Origin of the sequence: Herbaspirillum sp. alder98, assembly GCF_020179755.1 — a bacterium.
Taxonomy (GTDB): domain Bacteria; phylum Pseudomonadota; class Gammaproteobacteria; order Burkholderiales; family Burkholderiaceae_D; genus Herbaspirillum.
In genome coordinates this window covers 13648-32607 of the sequence record NZ_JAIUCY010000005.1, presented here as the reverse complement: position 1 = coordinate 32607, position 18960 = coordinate 13648, and the positions used below count along the sequence as shown (strand labels likewise).

Below are 18960 nucleotides of genomic sequence, written 5' to 3'. Positions count from 1 at the left end.
GGCCTGGAATCTGAGGCCTGGAATCAGGGAGCGGAAAAAAAACGGAGCCAGCAGGCTCCGTTTTTCATTCTGCGCTGCCGCTGGTCGGCGCGACGGCCGGTTGACCTGGCTTTGGCTTGAACTGCTTGTCGCTGATGCGGAATTTTTCGCGACGGTCGCCCATCAGCTCGCGTAACTCGCGAATCGACAATTCACTCACTTCGTGCATGCGGATGAGCAGCGATGCGCCCACTGGCAAGCGACGATGGCGGATCTTGCTGATGACCGGTGGCGCCACTTCGAGTGCGCGCGACAGTGCAGCGTCGTTCTTCAAATGCAACTTCTCGATCAACGCGTCCAACAGATGGTTGGGGTCGTAATTGACGTTGTCGGTGAACGAGTTAGTTTCAGCAGTATCTGTAGTTGTAGTCATGATCGGGACGTTCCATTATGCAGATGTTTGTCAAGGCTCGAGGCCTAAGCATTAATTGTTGGTAAAACTGCAAAACGCGACTAACTTTATCTGAGACTGCGGCCCTTAGGGCTCGTTTTCTACGAGATATCGACTAGTCCTATCAAAGAACGACTTCAAAAAAGTGGTATCGGGTTCTCTGACCTGTGAAGTTAAATTCTAATAGTCACGCAGTAATTCTATGTCTATGTAGAAATAATTGCACATTATTCATGTGTTCAGAAAAAACTATTCCACAATAGTTGCAGAAACCCATCTCGAATTTGTAACAGATATTAACAGGATTTTTTCGAGATTTGCTAGGGTTGTTTGTTTGTCACGACAAATGGCAGCATATTCCAGCCAGATAAGCCCAAATCCCGCAGGGTAGCCATGTTCTTCTCGAAGATTGCACTGGCGTCGGGGTAGGCAGCGACCGCGCGGTCGATGCTGCTTTCTCGCAACAGATGGAGTACGGGAAAAGGCGAGCGGTTACTGAAATTCTCGATATCGTCCGGTTCTGCGTCGGCAAATTGGTATTGCGGGTGAAAACTGGCGATCTGCAATACGCCTTCGAGTCCGGCTCTTTCCAGAATGCGTTCGGCCCAATCCAGAAAATCGGTGTACTCGTCGAACTGCTCCAATGCGAGTGGAATGATCAGCAGCGTGGTGTCGATGTTATTGGCATCGCTCTCGGCCAGCAGCGTCAGCTCTTCGTCGAGATGTTCGCCGAGGGTGTTCCAGTCGGTGGCGCGGGTGACGCGATAGCGGATCTGCTGCTTGACGTGGACGGCCTTGGCGAACGGGCACAGGTTCAGTCCGATGACAGCTTGCTCCAGCCAGGCACGTGTTAGTGCCTCGATCTGGTCGTCGGTTGGGGTGTCGGCTTGATTTTGCATGCGATATTGTCGCATGCGTGCCATGGCCGGGAGGCCCGGGATCGGCTATGCTTGCCAACCTTTGGCCGCGCCAGCCGGCGTTGCGCAAACCAACCAGACGATTCATGGCGCTCAAATCCACTATCTATAAAGCCGAACTCCAGATCTCCGACATGGACCGGCATTACTATCAGTCGCACCCGTTGACCATTGCCCGTCATCCGTCCGAGACCGACGAACGCATGATGATCCGGGTGCTGGCCTTTGCGCTCAATGCCAGCGAGACATTGGGCTTCGGCAAGGGCCTGTCGGATACCGATGAGCCAGACCTGTGGCAGAAAGACCTGACCGGTGCGATCGATCTCTGGATCGAAGTCGGCCAGCCTGATGACCGCGCCATCCTCAAGGCCTGCGGGCGGTCGGAGCGGGTCATCGTCTATAGCTACAGCAGCGTGTCCAACATCTGGTGGAACCAGACCGGCAGTCGTGTCGAGCGCGCCAAGAACCTCCGGGTCGTCAACATCGACGCCGACGCCAGCCAGGCCCTGGCGGCGCTGGCCCAGCGCAGCATGCAATTGCAATGCACGATCCAGGATGGCCAGATCTGGCTCGGCGCCAACGAAAACATGGTGTTGATCGAGCCACAGGTCATCAAGGACTTTGCGGCCTGAGGGGTGTGGCTGTCAGTCGTGAAGACGCTGGGTCCTGACTTTCGTCAGGACGACGGGAGGTAGGACAGGATGTCGATGTCACTACAAGCGCGTCGTTCCGGCGTTCATCAGGTCGACGTTGATGCCTTTTTCGCCACCCGCTCCGCGCGCGCCTCAAGGTGCGCCAGCAGGCGTTGCCCTTCATCGCCATTGAACCAGGCGGCGTGTCCCAGGAAGTAGGTATCGTAGGCCAGTGCCGCGTTCTGCGGCGACTGCGTCACCCCATGGAAGTAATCCAGTTCGGCCAGCGCAAACTCGGCATGCACCAGGGGCAGCAGCGCCGCCAGTGCGTGGATCTGGCGCGCTCCCAGTGGCAGCAGGGTATCGTAGCCATCGAGCAGGGCGTCCAGCAGGTCGAGGTGCACCAGCTGGTCCGGTCGATGCGGTATCGCCAGCCATTCGACGATATTGCGCTCGATCGCGGTGGCCACGTCATGCAGCGCGCTGGTGCGGTCGCTCAAGCCGAAGTCGAGTACCGTCTGGGCTTGCGCGGTGGCGCTGGCGTCACTCCATAACAGATTCGACGCATGCCAGTCGTTGTGCGTCCAGAGTGGTGTCAGCTCATCCAGATAAGGCTTCAGGCGCGCGTGAAACGGCAGCAGGTGTTGCGCCACTTCGCCACGCCAGGGGCGCTCCTGCAGATAGTCGGCAATCGCCGGGCGCTGCTCTATATAGTGCTGCAGCGGACGCACCGGGTCTTCCTGCGAAAAAATGGTGAAGCTGGAGATCAGCGGACGCGCGCTGCGCGCCGGCGCGTCGTAGCCGCGTGCAGCCTGGTGCAGGCGCGCCAGCATGTGACCGGCCGAGTGCGCATGCGCGGTGCTGGAAAAAGGCGTCCACGACAGGGCGTCGCGGTACAGGTCTACCCCCGGCGCCAGCCAGAACACTTCGTAAGTCCAGTGCTCGTCGGTCAGTGCGGTGGCGCCATCGGTGGTTTGCAGGGCGGTGCTGACCGGCAAGCCGTTGGCGTGCAGATGCGCCACGAAACGATGCTCTTCGGCCAGCGCGGCCACATCGCGCACGCGGACGTGATGACGCTTGACGAAGATCTCGCCGGCGTCGGTGTGCATCACGCAGGCCGCCGAGAACGGGCGCGGGCTATGCCATTCGAGTCGTTGGGGCTTGCCCGCCTGCGGGTAATGCTGCAGGACGCGCGCCACTTCGGCCGAGGTCAGCGCCGGCCAGTCCGAGATCACCGTGTCGGCATTCATGCCGTGGCTGATGACCCGGGTGAGATGGTGGGATGCCGCTTCCATGCCTGGCTCAGAAATCGGTTTGCAGCGACAGGCGCGCCGTGCGTGGCGCACCCAGATGCACGTAGCTGTCACCCAGATATTGCCCGGCATCCTTCCAGTAGCGCTTGTCGAACACGTTGTCGATGTTCAGGCGCAGCGTGGCCGAGTGGCCGCCCATGCGCAACTGATACCGCACACCGGTGTTGAAGACGTGCACCGCCGGCAGGTTCACGCTGCCGTCACGGGTGACCGGCTTGCTGCTGCTGTAGAGCCAGCTGCCCATGACATTGAGCCCATCCACGCCCGGCACCGCATAGTCGGCATAGACGGTGGTGCGCAGGCGCGGCACGTTCACGGCTTGCTGGTCGTCATAGGCGGCAGTGCCGGTGCCGCTTGCGCGCGCACGGGTAATGGCCGCACTGGCGCCCAGTTGCAGTCGCGGCGTGAGCTTGCCGTTGGCGCCCAGTTCGATGCCGGTATTGGTCTGACGACCTTGCTGCACGTAGGTGAAGCCGGTCGCGCTATTGTCGGGCTGCTGGTATTCATACGCCTTGCGGATGCGGAACAGGGCTGCCGTCAGCGCCAGCTCGGCGGTGGCGTCATATTTGATGCCGGCTTCCAGCTGACGCGCCACGGATGGCGGCAGCGTGGTGCCGGCAGGATTGCTGGTCCAGAACGGCGCCGTGGTGCCCAGTGTCAGCGTCTCGGCGTAACTGCCGTAGAGCGACATGTTATCGATCGGCTTGAAGATCAGCGCCAGCTGCGGCAGGAAGACATTGCGGTGGGTGAAGCGTGAAACGGTGCCGCCGCTGGAATAAGCCTGCTCATCCATCCAGACCTGGCGGCCGCCCACCAGGGCCTGCCACTGGCGCGAAAAATGCAGGCGATCGGTGGCGAAGACGGCCTTCTGGCGGTTGTCCAGGTTGCGATAGGCGGGGCCGGAGACCAAGGTCGAGGCCGGCAGCGCCGGCGTGCCGGCGATATTGCCGCTGCCCACCAGGTCGTTGACGCCATCGGGCTTGTCGATCACGCGCCGGGTCAGCGCCAGGCCCACGGTCAGTTCATGCAGGATGGCGCCAGTGTCGAACTTGCCGATGACGGCGGCCTGCGCATCGTCGTTGCGACGTTCGTCGTTGGGAACCCGATAGTCATACACATCGAAGTCGCCATTTGCGGCGAACGAGGTCGAGGCAAACGTGCCGCTGCCATAGGGAAAGGCCGTGCTGTCATCAATCACCGCCCGGCTGCGTCCGGCCAGGACATAGGCGCGCCAGCCGGCGGCCAGCTCGGTGTCCAGCCGCAGGTTGTAGTTGAGCGAGGCGTCACGCACCGGTTGCGCCCACGACTGGGGCGTGAGCATGGTCCTGGGCGAGACGTTGGTGGGCAGCGTGGTGCCACCCAGCAATTGATAGCCGGCCACCGAGTGCTGCGACTTTTTCTGGTACTCGGCGTTGAACTGCAACAGCGTCTTCGAGGTGATGGCCCAGGACCCGGCCAGCGATGCAAAGTCGCGCCAGCCGTCGGCGCCGTTGACGTACGAATGAATATCTTCATGCGCGGCGTTGATGCGCAGCCCGAACTGCTTGTGCTCGCCGAACAGCGTGCCGAGATCGGTGGCCAGATAGCGCGAGCCGTTCGAATCGGTGCCCAGCGTGACCGAACGTACATCGGCCGGCCGCTTGGTGACGTAGTTGACCAGGCCACCGGCGGCGACCACGCCGGCCTGCAAGCCGGCCACGCCCTTCAGGAACTCGACCCGTTCCTTGTTTTCCAGCGCGATGGATTGTTCGCCCGCGGCCGACAGGCCATCGATGCGATAGGCGCTGCCCGGGTCGAGCGTGATGCCGCGAATGCTGAAGTTCTCGTAATAACCGACCGGCGCGTAGTTCTCGCCGATGGCGGCATCGTTCTTGACCACGTCCGAGAGCAGGCGAGATTGTTGATTGCTGATCTGTGCGGCGCTGACCACCGACACCGAAGCGGGGGTGTCGAGCAGCGGCGCGTCGTCGAACCCGGCGACCGACGCCGAACGGGCGCGGTTGGCGCCTGGTGCGCTGACGTTGACGGTGGGCAGGCTGTCGCGGTTTTCGCCGTCTTCGCGTTGATCGGCGGCACGGGCGGTGCCAAAGGAAGTGCCGGCCAGCGTCAGCATCAGCGTGGAGGCCAGGGGAGCAATGCGTTTCATCGTTGCGTCAGGGGGTAGATTTATTCGGTTGCAGCGCATCGTCGGGTGCGCTGTCTTTGTTGATGACCGGGCGGTTGCGTGCGGCGGCCACGGCGCGACCCAGTTCGGCCACCGACATCGCGTAGAAGTAGCTGCGATTGTAATGGGTGATGGCGAAGAAGTTGGCGGTGCCCAGCCAGTATTCGGTGGCCGCGGTGCCGTTCTGCAGATCGATCAGGCCGAAGCGCAGGTTGGCGCGCACCGCCGGCGCGCTCACGCCCGCGGCTTGCAACTGGTCGAGCGTGTACTTGGCTTCCAGGCCCTGGTTGAGCAAGCCTTCCCATTGCCGGTTGTCGCTCGAGACCTGGGCCGGAAAGGCCACCGGTTCACCGCGCTGCCAGCCGTGCACGGCCAGGTAATGGGCGACGCTGCCGATGGCGTCGACCGGCGAATTGCGCAGGTCGATCTTGCCATCGCCATCGAAGTCCACCGCGTATTCGCGAATGCTGCCCGGCATGAACTGGGGCCAGCCGATGGCACCGGCGTAGGAGCCGCGCAGGCTGAAGGGGTCGATGTTCGATTCGCGCGCCAGCAGCAGCGTGTTTTCGAGCTCACCCCGGAAGAACGCCATGCGGGCGTCGCGGGTGGGGGTATTGGGATAGTCGAAGGCCAACGTGGTGATGGCATCCATCACCCTGAAGCTGCCGGTGTTGCGGCCATAGACGGTCTCGACGCCGATGATGCCGACGATGATTTCCATCGGTACACCGTATTGGGCTTCGGCGCGTGCCAGCGCGACGCCATAGGTGTCCCAGAATTCGACGCCGGCCTTGATGCGGATGGGGTCGATGAAGCGGGCGCGATAGGCGGCCCAGTTCTTGGGCTTGTTGCTCGGCGCGGGCTTGATCAGGTTGATGGCGGTATCGAGATATCGGGTCTGGGCAAACACCCGGTTGAGGGCGTCACGGTCGAAGCCGTTGCGCTCGGCCATCTCGTCGATGAAGCGCGTCACTTCCTTCCAGTCGTTGAAATTGACGAACTCGCCCTGTTCGGCGGGCGCAGCCTTCTTGACGGGCGTCTTCTTGACCGGTTTGGTGCTCTTGGCCGGTTTGGTGTTCTTGGCGGGCTTGGTACTGCTGGTGCCCTGGGCCGGCTGAGCCTGCGCGAACGGCGCGGCGCACAGCGCGCTCAATACCAGGGTGGACGACAGGAGGCGCAGGCGACGAGACAGGGTAATCGGCATGTGGCGGCAGTCAGAACGGAGGGCGAGACAGGGTGGCAAGTATACCGCATAGTCGGCATTGCCCCGTGCTGGTGCAGGCAGCCGCCACAGGGGCCGCTGCGGCGGCAGTCGACAGGATGTACACTACCGCCACGAGATGATTTTGTTGGCCGGCGGGCGATGAACGCCGCAGCCGGCCTATAACAAGAAGCAAAAATGACAACCGCCTTCTATACGCACGCCGATTGCCAGCGCCATGAAATGGGCGATTGGCATCCCGAGACGCCGATCCGCCTGCAGGCGATCGAAGACCAGCTCATTGCCAGCCGGATCGATCAGTTCCTCGATCGTCGCGATGCGCCCCTGGCCGACCCGACCGATTTGCGCCGCATCCATAGCGAAGCCGCCATCGACAGCGTGCGCCAACACAGTGCAGCGCTGGCCGAGTCGGGCCAGCCGTATCACGCCATCGACACCGATACCATGCTCAACCGCCACAGCTGGCAAGCCGCGTTGCGCGCCGCCGGCGCCGCCGTGGCCGCTACCGACGCCGTGCTGGCGGGCGAACTGGACAACGCCTTTTGCTCGGTGCGCCCGCCCGGACACCATGCCACGCCCGAGCGTGCCATGGGTTTCTGCCTGTTCAACAATGTCGCCATTGCCGCGCGTCACGCGATGGACGTGCATGGCCTGGAGCGGGTCGCGGTGGTGGATTTCGATGTGCATCACGGCAACGGCACCGAAGACGCCTTTGCCCATGACCCTCGGGTGCTGATGGTGAGCTTTTTCCAGCACCCGTTCTTCCCGTTCTCGGGCGCCGATCCGGCCGAGTCGCATATCCTCAATTCGCCCCTGCCGGCCTACACCGACGGCGCCACGGTGCGCCAGCTGGTGACCGAGAAATGGTTGCCGGCGCTGCACGCGCACCGCCCGCAGATGATCTTCATCTCGGCCGGCTTCGATGCCCACCGTGAGGATGATATGGGCCAGATGGGCCTGGTCGAGGCTGACTACGCGTGGATGACGCGCCAGATCATGCAGGTCGCCGCCCAGCATGCGCAGGGCCGTATCGTCAGCTGCCTCGAAGGCGGCTACAACCTGTCGGCACTGGGACGCAGCGTGGTGGCCCACCTGAAGGTGCTGGCCGACCTGGATTAAGGCGCCGGCACCCGGTCATATTCCGCGACGATCGCATCGGCCACCGCGCGTACCCGTGCGGTGCGGTTGAGATCGCCATGCAGCACCAGCCACATGTCGTAGGGCGAACTGCGTTCGGGCCAGATGCGCACCAGCCCGTCCATGGCGTCGGCCATGTGAGTGGGAATCTCGCCGATGCCCATGCCGGCGGCCACGCACTCGGCCAGCATCACGCCCGAGCTCACTTCCATGGCCACGCTGGCGTTGGCATGGAGTTCACCGCACAGCGACTCGCCCTGACGGGTCGGCAGGTCCTTCTGATAGATCACGATGTCGTGGCCCTTGAGCGCGGTGCCGGGCTCGGGTTCGCCGCGTGCCTCAAGATAACTGCGGGCAGCGTACAGGCCGGTATGGAGGCGCTTGAGATGGCGTGCGATCAGGTCCGGACTGTCGGGGCGGACGGTGCGCACGGCCAGGTCGGCTTCGCGCCGGGTCAGGTTGCTGATGTGGTTGGAGGTGGTGAGCACCACCCGGATACCCGGATGCTGCTGGCGCATCTTGTGCAGCGCCGGCACCAGGAAGTGACGCGCCGAGGTATCGGTGGCGGCCACCCGCACTACGCCGCACAGTCGCTCGTCGATGCCCTGCATCTGGCGCAGCATCTGCTCGGCGCCTTGCTCCATGCGCTCGGCGGCGGTGGCCGCCAGCTCGCCGGCGGGCGTGGGGACATAGCCGGCCGGGGTGCGCAGGAACAGGCGCGCACCCAGTGACTTCTCCATGGTGGCCAGTCGACGACCGACGGTGGCCTGGTCGATCTCCAGCTGCTCGGCTGCGCCGCGCAAGGTGCCCGCCCGCACCAGCGCAAGGAATACGCGTGCATTGTCCCAGTCCATGGCTCCCCCATAATCCGCTCGGCATGCAAATTTGCATCAGTGTGCTGATGTTATACCTCTTTATTGCATGATGGTAGCGTCCTAGAATGCAAGCCTTAACCTTGGCGTGCGGACCTTCCGGCGTCTTCTCTTGCAGAAAGAACATCATGTCTACCGCTCAATGCCCTGTCGCTCCCGGCGTTTCCCGGCCAGCGTCCAAACCTGAGGCCGGCCTGTTGCCGCTGGTGGCGCTGGCTATCGGTTTCGTCATGGCCATGCTGGACGTGACGGTGGTCAACGTCGGGCTCTCCAGCATTGCCGAGAACCTGTCGACGCCGTTGTCGACGCTGGTGTGGATCGTCGACGGCTATACGCTCACCTTCGCTGCCATGCTGATGGTGGGCGGCGCGCTGGCCGACCGTTACGGCGCGCGGCGCCTGTATTTGCTGGGTTTGTCGCTGTTCGTGCTGGCGTCCCTGCTGTGCGGCGCGGCCCCCAACGGGCCTTTCCTGATCGCGGCGCGCCTGTTGCAGGGCCTGGGCGCGGCGTTTTTCATGCCCAGTTCGCTCAGCCTGCTGACCCATGTCTATGAAGACGACCGGGTGCGGGCGCGCATGCTGGGCGTGTGGTCGGCCACGGTCGGGCTGGCCGCCGCCGTCGGTCCGCTGGTGGGGGGCGTGCTGATCAGCGCCCTCGGCTGGCGCAGCGTGTTTCTCATCAACGTGCCGGTGGGCCTGCTGGGCCTGTGGATGGCACGACGCCTGATCCCGCAAGTGGCCAGCCAGCCACGGGTGCTGCACCTGCTGAGCCATGTGCTGGGCATTGTGATGCTGGCCGGCCTGTCGTTCGTGTTGATCCAGGGGCCGGTCTATGGCTGGACCTCGCCTCGCATTGCGCTGGCCGCAGTGGTGACGCTGATCGCTGGGGCCGCACTGGTACGGCACGAACGTCGCGGCATGGCGCCATTGCTGCCGCGCGCGCTGTTTGCCACGCCGCAGTTCGCGGCGGCCAACGGCATCGGCTTCCTGATCAATTTCAGCGTCTACGGCAATCTGTTCTACCTGGCCTTGTTCCTGCAGCAGGGGCGTGGCGCCGATGCCTTGCACACCGGCCTGCAACTGGTGCCGATGATGGCGGTGATCTTCGTGGGCAACCTGAGTTCGGGCCGCATGTCTGCCCATTGGGGGCCGCGCGTGCCGCTGCTGCTGGGCTTGTCGGTGGGCGCGTTATTTACTGCCATCGCCACCAGTTTTACGCCCGCCACGCCCTATTGGATGCTGGCCAGCATCTGCGCGCTGGCCAACCTTGGGGTGAGCACCGCCATTCCGGCCATGACCACGGTGGTGATGCAGGTTGCCGGCCGCGCCCATGCCAGCAGCGCCGCCGCTGCGCTCAACGCCAATCGCCAGATCGGCGCCCTGGTCGGGGTAGCGGCGATGGGCGCGGTGCTGCACAGCGTTGAAGGTTGGCAGATCCGCAACCCGTTGGCCTTTGGCAGCATGGCAGTGGCCTATGCGCTGGCATTGTGGCTGGTATGGCGCTTCGTGGGTGTTGTCAGGCGGCAAGCAGCGGTCGCCGACGCCTGAATCTGCGGCTTCGATGCCACTAAACGCTTGCCGTGATGACACCGCAGGCGTTTTTTTATGGGGGAGGGCGCTGCAAGCCGTAAAATAGCGCCTCGACGAAATACGCAAGAAAGAAGAAACCCGCATGTCCATCCAATGGTTCCCCGGCCACATGAACGCCGCCCGCAAGAAGGCGGCCGAGGCGATGGAGAAGGTCGACCTGGTCATCGAGGTGGTCGATGCCCGCCTGCCCGAAGCCAGCTGCAATCCGATGATTGCCGAGTTGCGCGCGTTCCGCCAGCGACCTTGCCTGAAGATCCTCAACAAGACCGACATGGCCGATCCGGCCGTCACCGCCGCCTGGATCGCGTACTACAACGCCCAGAAGGGCGTGACTGCCGTGGCGCTGTCGTGCAAGAAGCCGGCCGATGTGGCCCGCGTGCCCAAGCTGGCTTTGCAGGTCGCGCCGCATCGCGGCACTGCATTGAAGCCGCTGCGCATGATGATCATGGGCATTCCCAACGTCGGCAAGTCGACGCTGATGAATGCGCTGCTCAAGAAGCGGGTGGCGGCCGTAGGCGACGAGCCTGCCGTGACCAAGACCCAGCAGCGCCTGTACCTGGGCAACAACATGGTGTTGACCGATACGCCGGGCATGCTGTGGCCCAAGATCGCCCATCCCAGCGATGGCCTGATGCTGGCTGCCAGCCACGCGGTGGGCAGCAACGCGCTGATCGAAGAAGAAGTCGCCACGTTCCTGGCCGACCAGTTGCTGCAGCGCTATGGTCATCTGCTGGCAGCGCGCTATGGTTTCGACCTGGCGGGCATGGATGGGGTGGCAGTGGTGGAAGGCGTGGCCGCCAAGCGCGGGTTCCGCATCAAGGGCGGCGAGTACGATTTCGAGAAGGCTGCCCACGTGTTCCTGCAGGATTACCGCAGCGGCGCCCTGGGACGCATCACCCTCGAGACGCCGACGTCGCGCGCCGAACTGCTGGCCAGCTACCAGTCGACCGACAATCCGGAAGCGCTTGACGATGAAGGCGACGAGGAAGAGGAAGAAGAATACGACTGGCGTAATGCGCCGGATCACCGGTCCGGCAGGGATTGATGGTGACGCAGGGAGAAACGGCTAGCGATGGTTCATGCTGGCCGTTTAGCCTTAGCGGTCCCAGGACGGAATGTAGTCTTTGCCACATGTTGGCAACGTCATGCCCGCGTGATTGAAGGCAGGGAATGATGACAGGGGAAAGCTCTTCATCCTGAAGGGGTTCTGCATATCGGAAAAGTGTCGCGCGTCTCCCATCGCCATGGCGGTGGCGACACCGAAGTTGGTGGCATCCGGGTTATCCGAAAAATGCTGGCCGAGAGGGCTGACGGTCACTGTGCCGTCTGGTGTCTTGTCCCAGAAGTTCGTTTCAATCGATTGCGCTGTCGCCCGCCGCATCCATGAACTGTGCCATGGAGAACCAATACCCCGGATCGACGAACTCAGCATCTTGAGGTTGAGCAACAGCATGAAGTCATCCACGTTATCCAGAGGGAAGATATCGCCCTGTCGTTTCAAGGGATTCATGCCTATCACTTCCAAGGCCTTCCAGACGAAGTCTACGCAGCTGTTGCTGATCGCGTGGTAATTGTTTATGTCAAAGCCGAACTGCCCTGGGCCTTCGATAAATTGAGTCAACGTCTTGGCTTGATCTGCAGTCACTTCATACGAAACAGAGAAGGCGGGCAAACCGGCGTAACCTTCTCCGTCATTGTTATATATTTTTCCTGGTGCAGATGAGCTTCCGGATTTCGGGCTTGCCGGCGCGAAGCCCGCTTGCGTTGAACTGTTATCAGGAGAAACTACTTCGAACCAGGCGTGGCCCCCAATCGATCTTGTAGGGTCTTCTCCAGGCGAGAAATAAAGTGTTCCGGGACTTTCGACGTGTAGTTTCAATGTGTAACCGCGCATGGTCAGGCTCCTCTTCAATACTTACGGCTATGACGTTCGAATTCAAACAGCGTCTTGAAGTCGATTTGAGGAATCGCCGCAAGGTTGTCGACACGGACCCTATAAATCCCTGGCGTAAATTTCCGTGCATAGAGCATTTGCCCATGCCAGGTCACCGTTTTGTTTTCTGCCTCCAGCAAGTAGTGAGGCTTTCGTGTCGAAATGGTCTCTTCGATATGCACATCGCTTTTTTCATCGAAGGAATCGATGCGAATTCTCAATTTGAATGGATTGGGCGTGCGTTCGGCATCTCCGATGGCAAAACCCTGATACATCCGGCGTAGCGCATTTTTTTTCTCTTCCGGCCACGCATGGTGCGAAACAAAGATCAGATTGAATTGATAGGGTCGGTCCGAATCCCTCACCCGAACCAGAAGATCGATCTGTTCACCGCCCTGTCGCAGCGCAAACGGCATCACGTAGCCGCTTTCCTGTACGCCAGGCGTCGCTCTTTCTTCCTTTGTACATCCGCTGATCGTCGCGGTAGACAATCCCGTCGGAATGAGGATCGCCAGTCTTTTGAGCCATGTTCGCAGTAGCATTTCGACTCCGGAGGGAGGATGTTGGATGTTCGGGACGTTAGCGCAGCGGAGGGGGATTGAAAAAAGCACTGATTCGACAGCGAGAGGATTCAAAATAATTTCGCCTCACTGACCTGAGGGGTAAATTGCTTGCTGTGTTAAAACCGCTTCCACAAAACAAAAAAGCCCACCAATTCACATTGGTGGGCTCTTCACAGGTTCCTCCGTCAGCGACGGAGGTGATCGGTCAGATTACCAGGAGGTAATCACCGAACCCTTGTACTTTTCCAGCACGAACTTCTTCACTTCCGGGCTGTGGTAAGCCTTGACCAGCTTGGCCACCCAAGGCTTGTCCTTGTCGGCAGTGCGCACGGCCAGCACGTTGGCGTAGGGGCCGGTCGAGGCTTCCACCGAGATGGCGTCCTTGGTGGGCGACAGGCCAGCCGATTCAGCGAAGTTGCCGTTGATGACGGCAGCGTCGAAGTCATCCAGCGAACGTGGCAGTTGTGCCGCGTCCAGTTCGATGATCTTGACCTTCTTCGGATTGTCGATGATGTCCAGCGGGGTCGCCTTCAGGCCAGCGTCAGGCTTGAGCTTGATCAAGCCCTTGGCTTGCAGCACCAGCAGCGCGCGGCCGCCGTTGGTCGGATCGTTCGGCACGCCGACACGGGCGCCCGACTTCAATTCGTCCAGCGACTTGACCTTCTTCGAGTAGATGCCCATCGGGAAGGTGATGGTGCTGCCGACGCTGACGAACTTGTAGCCGCGGTCCTTGATCTGTGCGTCCAGGTAAGGCTGGTGCTGGTAGCTGTTGGCATCCAGGTCACCGCCGGCCAGCGCTGCATTAGGCTGGATGTAGTCGGTGAATTCGATGATCTGCAGCTTGACGCCGTCTTTCTCGAGCAGCTTCTTGACCTGCTCCATGATCTCGGCGTGCGGGCCGGCGGTCACGCCGATCTTGATCGGCTTGTCTTGCGCCTGCACAGGCGCGGCGATCAGGCTGGCAACCACGCCCAGGCCTGCGAAGAATTGAATCAACTGACGACGGTTCATGACTTTCCTTTCAATTACACATAAGTCGCGGCGGGTAGCCGCGGTTTGTTTTATGCCGGTACCAAGTCGCCACGTTTTTAGCGATGGCTCAGCTTGCGCACCAGCAGGTCCCCAAAAGACTGCACCAACTGTACGAAGACGATCAGGATCAGCACCACCGCCAGCATCACTTCGGGCAGGAAGCGCTGGTAGCCGTAGCGGATGCCCAGGTCACCCAGGCCGCCGCCGCCGATGGCGCCGGCCATGGCCGAATAGCCCACCAGGCTGACGAAGGTGATCGTGAGACCGGCGACGATACCAGCAAATGCTTCCGGTACCAATACCTTGTAGATGATTTGCCAGGTGGTCGCGCCCATCGCCTGCGCCGCTTCCACCAGCCCGCGGTCGACTTCGCGCAGGGCGGTCTCGACCAGTCGTGCAATGAACGGGGCGGCGGCGATCGTCAGCGGCACGATGGCCGCTGCGGTACCGATCGAGGTGCCCACGAAGAAACGCGTCATCGGGATCACCGCCACCAGCAGGATGATGAACGGGGTCGACCGCACCGCATTGACCAGCAGGCCGGCGATGCGGTTGAAGGCGGTATTGGGCAGGATGCCGTTGCGATCCGTCAGGTGCAGCGCGATCCCCAGCGGAATGCCCAGCACCGAGCCCACCAGGCCCGAGATGACCACCATCATCAGGGTTTCGCCGAAGGAGCTGATGAAAAGATCAATCAGTTCAGATGACATGGTTCAGCTCCTCGACGACGACGCCCTGCGAGCGCAGGTATTGCATTGCATTGTTGATATTTTCCTGCGTGCCGTTGGCGAGGATCGCCAGCGAGCCGAAGGCCTGGCCCTGGATCTCGTCGATCTGGCCGTGCAGGATATTGAAGTCCAGGTTGTAGCGACGCACCGCTTCCGACAGATGCGGCTGGTCTACGCCCGAGCCGGTAAAGGCAAAGCGGAACAGGTGATCGGTGCCCTGGCCGCTCTCGGCATTGGCCAGACGGACCCGCAGGCGCTCGACCACGCCGCGTGGCAGTTCGTGGGCGATCACGTCGCCGATCAGCGCGCGCGTGACTTCATGGCGCGGCTGGCGGAACACCTCCAGCACTTCGCCCTGTTCGATGACCTGGCCGGCTTCCATCACCGCTACGCGATCGCAGATGACCTTGATCACTTCCATCTGGTGCGTGATGAGCACGATGGTCAGGCCCAGTTCCTTGTTGATCTTGCGCAGCAGTTCCAGGATCGAACGGGTGGTTTCCGGGTCCAGCGCCGAAGTCGCCTCGTCCGACAGCAAGACCTTGGGCTCGTTGGCCAGTGCGCGGGCAATGCCAACGCGCTGTTTCTGGCCACCCGAAATCTGCGCCGGATAACGGTCGCGCAGCTTGTCCAGGCCCACCAGTTCCAGCAGCGGCTCGACCTTCTTCGCGATCTCGGCCTTCGACTTGCCGGCCAACTCCAGGGGCAGCGCGATGTTGTCGTAGACGGTGCGCGACGACAGCAGGTTGAAGTGCTGGAAGATCATGCCGATGCCGCGCCGGGCATCACGCAACTGGTCGGCAGACAGCGCCGTCATGTCCTGGCCGTCCAGGACGATGCGTCCGGACGTGGGACGGTTCAGCAGGTTGATGGTGCGGACCAGCGTGCTCTTGCCGGCGCCGCTGCGGCCGATGATGCCGAAGATCTCGCCTTTGCGGATCGACAGATCGACATCGCGGACAGCTTCTACGTCGCCGAAGCGCTGGGTGACAGCTTGGATTTCGATCATGATGGGAACAGAAATGGCAGCGGTACTGTGCGTTTGAGCCGGCGCCGCAACATCGTCGGATGCCCGGCCTGGACCAACCACAGTCTCCACTGCCATCAATTTTTTTATAAGAAGACGCCATTTTACGGTGCCGAGGTTATAAGGGGAAAACAAATTTTCGCCTATGCATATAACCGGAATGTCTGATGAGCATGCACACGTCAAGTGTTTATTGTTCCGTTATTGGAAATTATAACTTTACGAAAGTGCTGTTTTTCTCGATATACGAAAAGATTAAAGTTCGTCTGCGGTCCGGAAGAAAGCCAACAAGCCCGGTGCCACCAGCGCTCCACGCCGTCATTGCAAATCAGCGGAGCGCCATGAGAAGACCAAATTTGCATCACCTCGTATCTTGCAGAAAGCACATCATGAAATCCCGTCAAGTCATCATCGCCTTAGCCCTCGCCGCCACCAGCAGCCTGGTGCTGGCCCAGAACGTCTCAGCCCAATCGACCCAGGCCCAGGGCAAGACCCGCACCCAGGTCATCGAAGAACTCAAGCAGGCGCGCGCCGCCGGCCTCATCAGCAGCGGCGACTACGACTATCCCAAGCTGGCGCCGTTCGTCTCGACCAAGACCCGCGCCCAGGTAGTGGAAGAGCTCAAGCAGGCGCAAGCGCGCGGCGAAGTCAACGTCGGTGACGCCTACTATCCGTACTCGCCCGAATTCACATCGACCAAGAGCCGTGCCCAGGTGCAGGCAGAACTGGTGCAGTACGAAAAGAATCCCGACCCGCAAGGCCTGTATCGCGGTTACTGATCCGTCTTGAAGTATCAGCAGAGTTAAAGAATCGATTGACCCTTCGGGGCAAGTCTTGAGCGTTCGCGCCGGCAGGTATGGCGCGGATGGGCCGGGTGTTCATGTGAGAGAGGCCCACGGCTCAGGACTTGTCTCCCGCAGCGGGATGGCGCTGCCATGCCCTTCTGCGGTTCGGGCCGATGTGCAAGACGCATCGGCCTTTTTTTGCGCGTTGCCCCCGATCCGGCAGCTATTGCCCCGTCCATTCCCCCCTTGTATTGAACTGTGGGGCGATGCACTCGCGCGGTCATGGGCAGGTTCATCTCGATGGCTTGCTCAACGCGGAATAACGATCTGCACCCGCAAGCCGCCGCCATCGCGGTTGGCAAGCACGATCTCGCCACGGTGCGCCTGCACCACGGTGGCTGCAATCGATAGCCCCAGGCCGAAGCCGCCGGTGTCGGCATTGCGTGAGCGTTCCAGGCGGTAGAACGGCTCCAGCACCCTCTCCAGCATGTCGTCCGGTATTCCCGGGCCATCATCGTCGATGGTCAGCTTCACCCGATCGGCATGGTCGCGCAGTTCGATGCGGGCGCGATGACCGTATCGCACGGCGTTTTCGACGATGTTCTGCAGGCAGCGTCGCAGGCTGCGCGGGTAGCCTTGCAAGGGCGCTGCGTGGCCGGCAATGCTGACTTCCCGGCCGACCTCGGCCTGGTCGCTGCGCAGGCTTTCCAGCAGGCTGTCGAGATCGATCAACTGGCGGTGTTCCTGCACGTCGATGTCCTGCACCACATTGAGGGTGGCCGAGATCATGGCGTCCATTTCGTCGAGGTCGCGGCGAAACTTGTCGCGGCGGGTCTCGTCGTCGATCATCTCGGTGCGCAGTTTCAGGCGCGTGATCGGCGAGCGCAGGTCATGCGACACCGATGCCAGAAAACGCGTGCGCTCGGCGATGTTGTCGATGATGCGGCGTTGCATGGCATTGAACGCTTGCGCGGCGGTGCGCACTTCCAGCGGGCCGTCGGTGGCCAGTGGCGGGCTGTGGATATTGCGGCCCAACTTTTCGGCGGCATGGGCCAGCGCGTTGAGCGGTTTCAATGCCAGCCGCACCGCCATCCAGGCAATCAGCACCACCAGCGCGATGCGCAACACATAGATGCGCAACAGGTAATCGAACGCGGCGCTCTGGGGCGCAGTGCTCATCCCGGCCTGGCCTTCGGCAATCTCGGCCTGCAGCACGTAGCCGTCCGCAAGCGATACCATCGTCTTGAAATGCCCGTGCGGATATTCGTCATTGAGTAGCGTGAGCCAGGCATCCTGCCGTCCCTCGCGGTCATCCAGGTCAATCTGCAGCATGCGCCATTCGCGTGGTCCGGCACGGGCCAGCAAGACTTCGCCAAACAGCGTCGCGACCTGCGCATCGGCGCGCGCCAATACCGGTTGCGAGGGCAGCATGGCATGCGCCGCCGGTGGCGCTTGCAGGCGTAGCGTGAAGTCATCGCGACTCAACGACTGCAGCAGGGCCGGGCGCTGCGCGGGCGCGACGGCATCGAGCAGCGCCACGGCGTCGGCCAGGCGCGCGGCGGCCAGCCGGGTCGGCATCTCCATGGTTTTTCCGTAACGCATGTCGTACCAGATGGTGCCGGTCAGCATCTGCGCGGCCAGCATGCCGCCGACCAGGATCAGCGCCAGCCGGCGCGACAGCGACTGCGGCCACAGGCGCCAGCGGCCTGGCACAAGAAACCTGGCGTTCATGTGTGGTAACTGACCTCGGCCATGAGCATGTAGCCGGTATTGCGCACGGTCCGGATCAGGGCCGGTGCGCGCGGATTATCGAGCAGTTGCTGGCGCAGGCGGCTGATGCAGACATCGATCGAACGATCGAAGGGCATGGCTTCCTTGCCATAGACCGTATTGAGCAGGAAGTCGCGTGACAAGGCGCGGCCGGGATGGTCCAGCAGCGTGCGCAATACCTGATAGTCCGACCCGCCCAGGGTAATGGTCACGCCCTCGGGCGACTTCGCCTGGCGTGCCTGGGTATCGAGCTGCCAGCCGGCAAAGCTGATGTGCGACACCTGGTCGGCTTCATGTTTCTCGGGAAAGCTGCGGGCGCGGCGCACGATGACCTTCATGCGGGCCAGCAGCTCGCGCGGGTCGAACGGCTTGGGCAGGTAATCGTCAGCGCCCACTTCGAGCCCGACGATGCGGTCGATCAAGGTGCCGCGCGCGGTCAGCATGATCAGCGGCGTATTGCGCCGCTTGCGCAGTTCGCGGCATAACTCGAGCCCATCCTCGCCCGGCATCATCAGGTCGAGGATGATGATGTCGATATGCTCGCTGCCGAGTATGCGCCACATGTCCTGTCCGCCGGTGGCGGTGAAAGGACGATAGTTGGCGTCCTGCAGGTATTCGGACAGTAGTTGGCGGATGTCCGGATCGTCGTCGACGATCAGCACGTGATCTTGTTTGCCCATGAGATTGAGTTCTTGCATGCGTGCCATTTTCCCGGCCTCTCTCCCGCAGGCGGGGGCATTTTTGTAATGCCAGGAAATGTAAAGATCGCTCAATACATTTCATTACATTTGCTCCGGTTTTCAACACATTGGCGCGTGTTGCCCGATATATATTTATTCACAAATG

General features: G+C 61.8%; 18 protein-coding genes. 5 read left to right on the top strand and 13 right to left on the bottom strand.

Features of this window, described 5'->3' with window-relative positions:
• Window positions 1–64: 64 nt before the first annotated feature.
• Together LBW87_RS13020 and LBW87_RS13015 are read right to left on the bottom strand one after the other, a co-directional pair.
• The gene (locus tag LBW87_RS13020; RefSeq protein ID WP_225201912.1) at window positions 65–412 is read right to left on the bottom strand and encodes a hypothetical protein; all 348 of its coding nucleotides are present in this window, start codon (window positions 410–412) and stop codon (window positions 65–67) included.
• A 338-nt stretch (window positions 413–750) separates the two neighbouring features.
• Window positions 751–1329: a DUF1415 domain-containing protein gene (locus tag LBW87_RS13015; RefSeq protein WP_225201910.1), complete on the bottom strand. Its 579-nt coding sequence runs from the start codon at window positions 1327–1329 to the stop codon at window positions 751–753.
• A 104-nt stretch (window positions 1330–1433) separates the two neighbouring features.
• Between LBW87_RS13015 and LBW87_RS13010 the strand changes: the two genes are divergently transcribed.
• Entirely contained in the window at window positions 1434–1979 is a 546-nt protein-coding gene (locus tag LBW87_RS13010) for a YaeQ family protein (protein WP_225201909.1), read from the top strand.
• A gap of 107 nt (window positions 1980–2086) precedes the next feature.
• Here the strand turns inward: LBW87_RS13010 and LBW87_RS13005 are convergent, their stop codons facing one another.
• From LBW87_RS13005 to mltB, 3 genes are read right to left on the bottom strand one after another with little or no spacing between them, the layout of a single operon-like run.
• A complete protein-coding gene (locus LBW87_RS13005; protein ID WP_225201908.1) occupies window positions 2087–3274 on the bottom strand; it encodes a phosphotransferase enzyme family protein in 1188 nt (395 codons plus the stop codon).
• A gap of 7 nt (window positions 3275–3281) precedes the next feature.
• Complete coding sequence (locus LBW87_RS13000) at window positions 3282–5438, bottom strand: TonB-dependent siderophore receptor (protein WP_225201907.1); 2157 nt, start codon at window positions 5436–5438, stop codon at window positions 3282–3284.
• 7 nt (window positions 5439–5445) lie between these two features.
• Window positions 5446–6660 carry a lytic murein transglycosylase B gene (gene mltB / locus LBW87_RS12995; RefSeq protein WP_225201906.1) on the bottom strand — a complete coding sequence of 405 codons (1215 nt, stop codon included), beginning with the start codon at window positions 6658–6660 and terminating at the stop codon, window positions 5446–5448.
• A 195-nt stretch (window positions 6661–6855) separates the two neighbouring features.
• Here mltB and LBW87_RS12990 point away from each other — a divergent pair, with 195 nt between their 5' ends.
• Window positions 6856–7797 (top strand): histone deacetylase family protein, encoded by a 942-nt coding sequence (locus tag LBW87_RS12990; protein WP_225201905.1) that lies wholly within the window; start codon window positions 6856–6858, stop codon window positions 7795–7797.
• Here the strand turns inward: LBW87_RS12990 and LBW87_RS12985 are convergent.
• Window positions 7794–8669, bottom strand: coding sequence for a LysR family transcriptional regulator (locus LBW87_RS12985; protein ID WP_225201904.1), 876 nt, complete (start codon window positions 8667–8669; stop codon window positions 7794–7796). The two genes, LBW87_RS12990 and LBW87_RS12985, sit on opposite strands and share 4 nt — an antisense overlap.
• A 146-nt stretch (window positions 8670–8815) precedes the next feature.
• Between LBW87_RS12985 and LBW87_RS12980 the strand changes: the two genes are divergently transcribed.
• Complete coding sequence (locus LBW87_RS12980; RefSeq protein WP_225201903.1) at window positions 8816–10234, top strand: MFS transporter; 1419 nt, start codon at window positions 8816–8818, stop codon at window positions 10232–10234.
• Between the two features lie 124 nt (window positions 10235–10358).
• On the top strand, window positions 10359–11321 hold the full coding sequence (gene ylqF, locus LBW87_RS12975) for a ribosome biogenesis GTPase YlqF (protein ID WP_225201902.1): 963 nt from the start codon (window positions 10359–10361) through the stop codon (window positions 11319–11321).
• A 51-nt stretch (window positions 11322–11372) separates the two neighbouring features.
• Here ylqF and LBW87_RS12970 read toward each other — a convergent pair whose 3' ends face one another.
• The 5 genes from LBW87_RS12970 to LBW87_RS12950 all read right to left on the bottom strand — a co-directional run bounded on the left by LBW87_RS12970 (window position 11373) and on the right by LBW87_RS12950 (window position 15541).
• On the bottom strand, window positions 11373–12170 hold the full coding sequence (locus LBW87_RS12970; RefSeq protein ID WP_225201901.1) for a hypothetical protein: 798 nt from the start codon (window positions 12168–12170) through the stop codon (window positions 11373–11375).
• Between the two features lie 14 nt (window positions 12171–12184).
• Complete coding sequence (locus LBW87_RS12965) at window positions 12185–12751, bottom strand: DUF5625 family protein (protein ID WP_225201899.1); 567 nt, start codon at window positions 12749–12751, stop codon at window positions 12185–12187.
• A gap of 231 nt (window positions 12752–12982) precedes the next feature.
• Window positions 12983–13783 (bottom strand): MetQ/NlpA family ABC transporter substrate-binding protein, encoded by an 801-nt coding sequence (locus tag LBW87_RS12960; RefSeq protein WP_225201898.1) that lies wholly within the window; start codon window positions 13781–13783, stop codon window positions 12983–12985.
• Window positions 13784–13860: 77 nt separating this feature from the next.
• Window positions 13861–14514: a methionine ABC transporter permease gene (locus LBW87_RS12955; RefSeq protein ID WP_225201897.1), complete on the bottom strand. Its 654-nt coding sequence runs from the start codon at window positions 14512–14514 to the stop codon at window positions 13861–13863.
• Window positions 14504–15541 (bottom strand): methionine ABC transporter ATP-binding protein, encoded by a 1038-nt coding sequence (locus LBW87_RS12950; RefSeq protein ID WP_225201896.1) that lies wholly within the window; start codon window positions 15539–15541, stop codon window positions 14504–14506. The genes LBW87_RS12955 and LBW87_RS12950 overlap by 11 nt, the downstream gene beginning before the upstream one ends.
• Window positions 15542–15948: 407 nt before the next feature.
• Here LBW87_RS12950 and LBW87_RS12945 point away from each other — a divergent pair, with 407 nt between their 5' ends.
• Complete coding sequence (locus tag LBW87_RS12945; RefSeq protein WP_225201895.1) at window positions 15949–16338, top strand: DUF4148 domain-containing protein; 390 nt, start codon at window positions 15949–15951, stop codon at window positions 16336–16338.
• Window positions 16339–16653: 315 nt separating this feature from the next.
• Here the strand turns inward: LBW87_RS12945 and LBW87_RS12940 are convergent, their stop codons facing one another.
• Both LBW87_RS12940 and LBW87_RS12935 read right to left on the bottom strand, forming a co-directional pair.
• Entirely contained in the window at window positions 16654–18075 is a 1422-nt protein-coding gene (locus LBW87_RS12940; RefSeq protein WP_225201894.1) for an ATP-binding protein, read from the bottom strand.
• A complete protein-coding gene (locus tag LBW87_RS12935; RefSeq protein ID WP_225201893.1) occupies window positions 18072–18794 on the bottom strand; it encodes a response regulator in 723 nt (240 codons plus the stop codon). The genes LBW87_RS12940 and LBW87_RS12935 overlap by 4 nt, the downstream gene beginning before the upstream one ends.
• Window positions 18795–18960 lie beyond the last annotated feature (166 nt).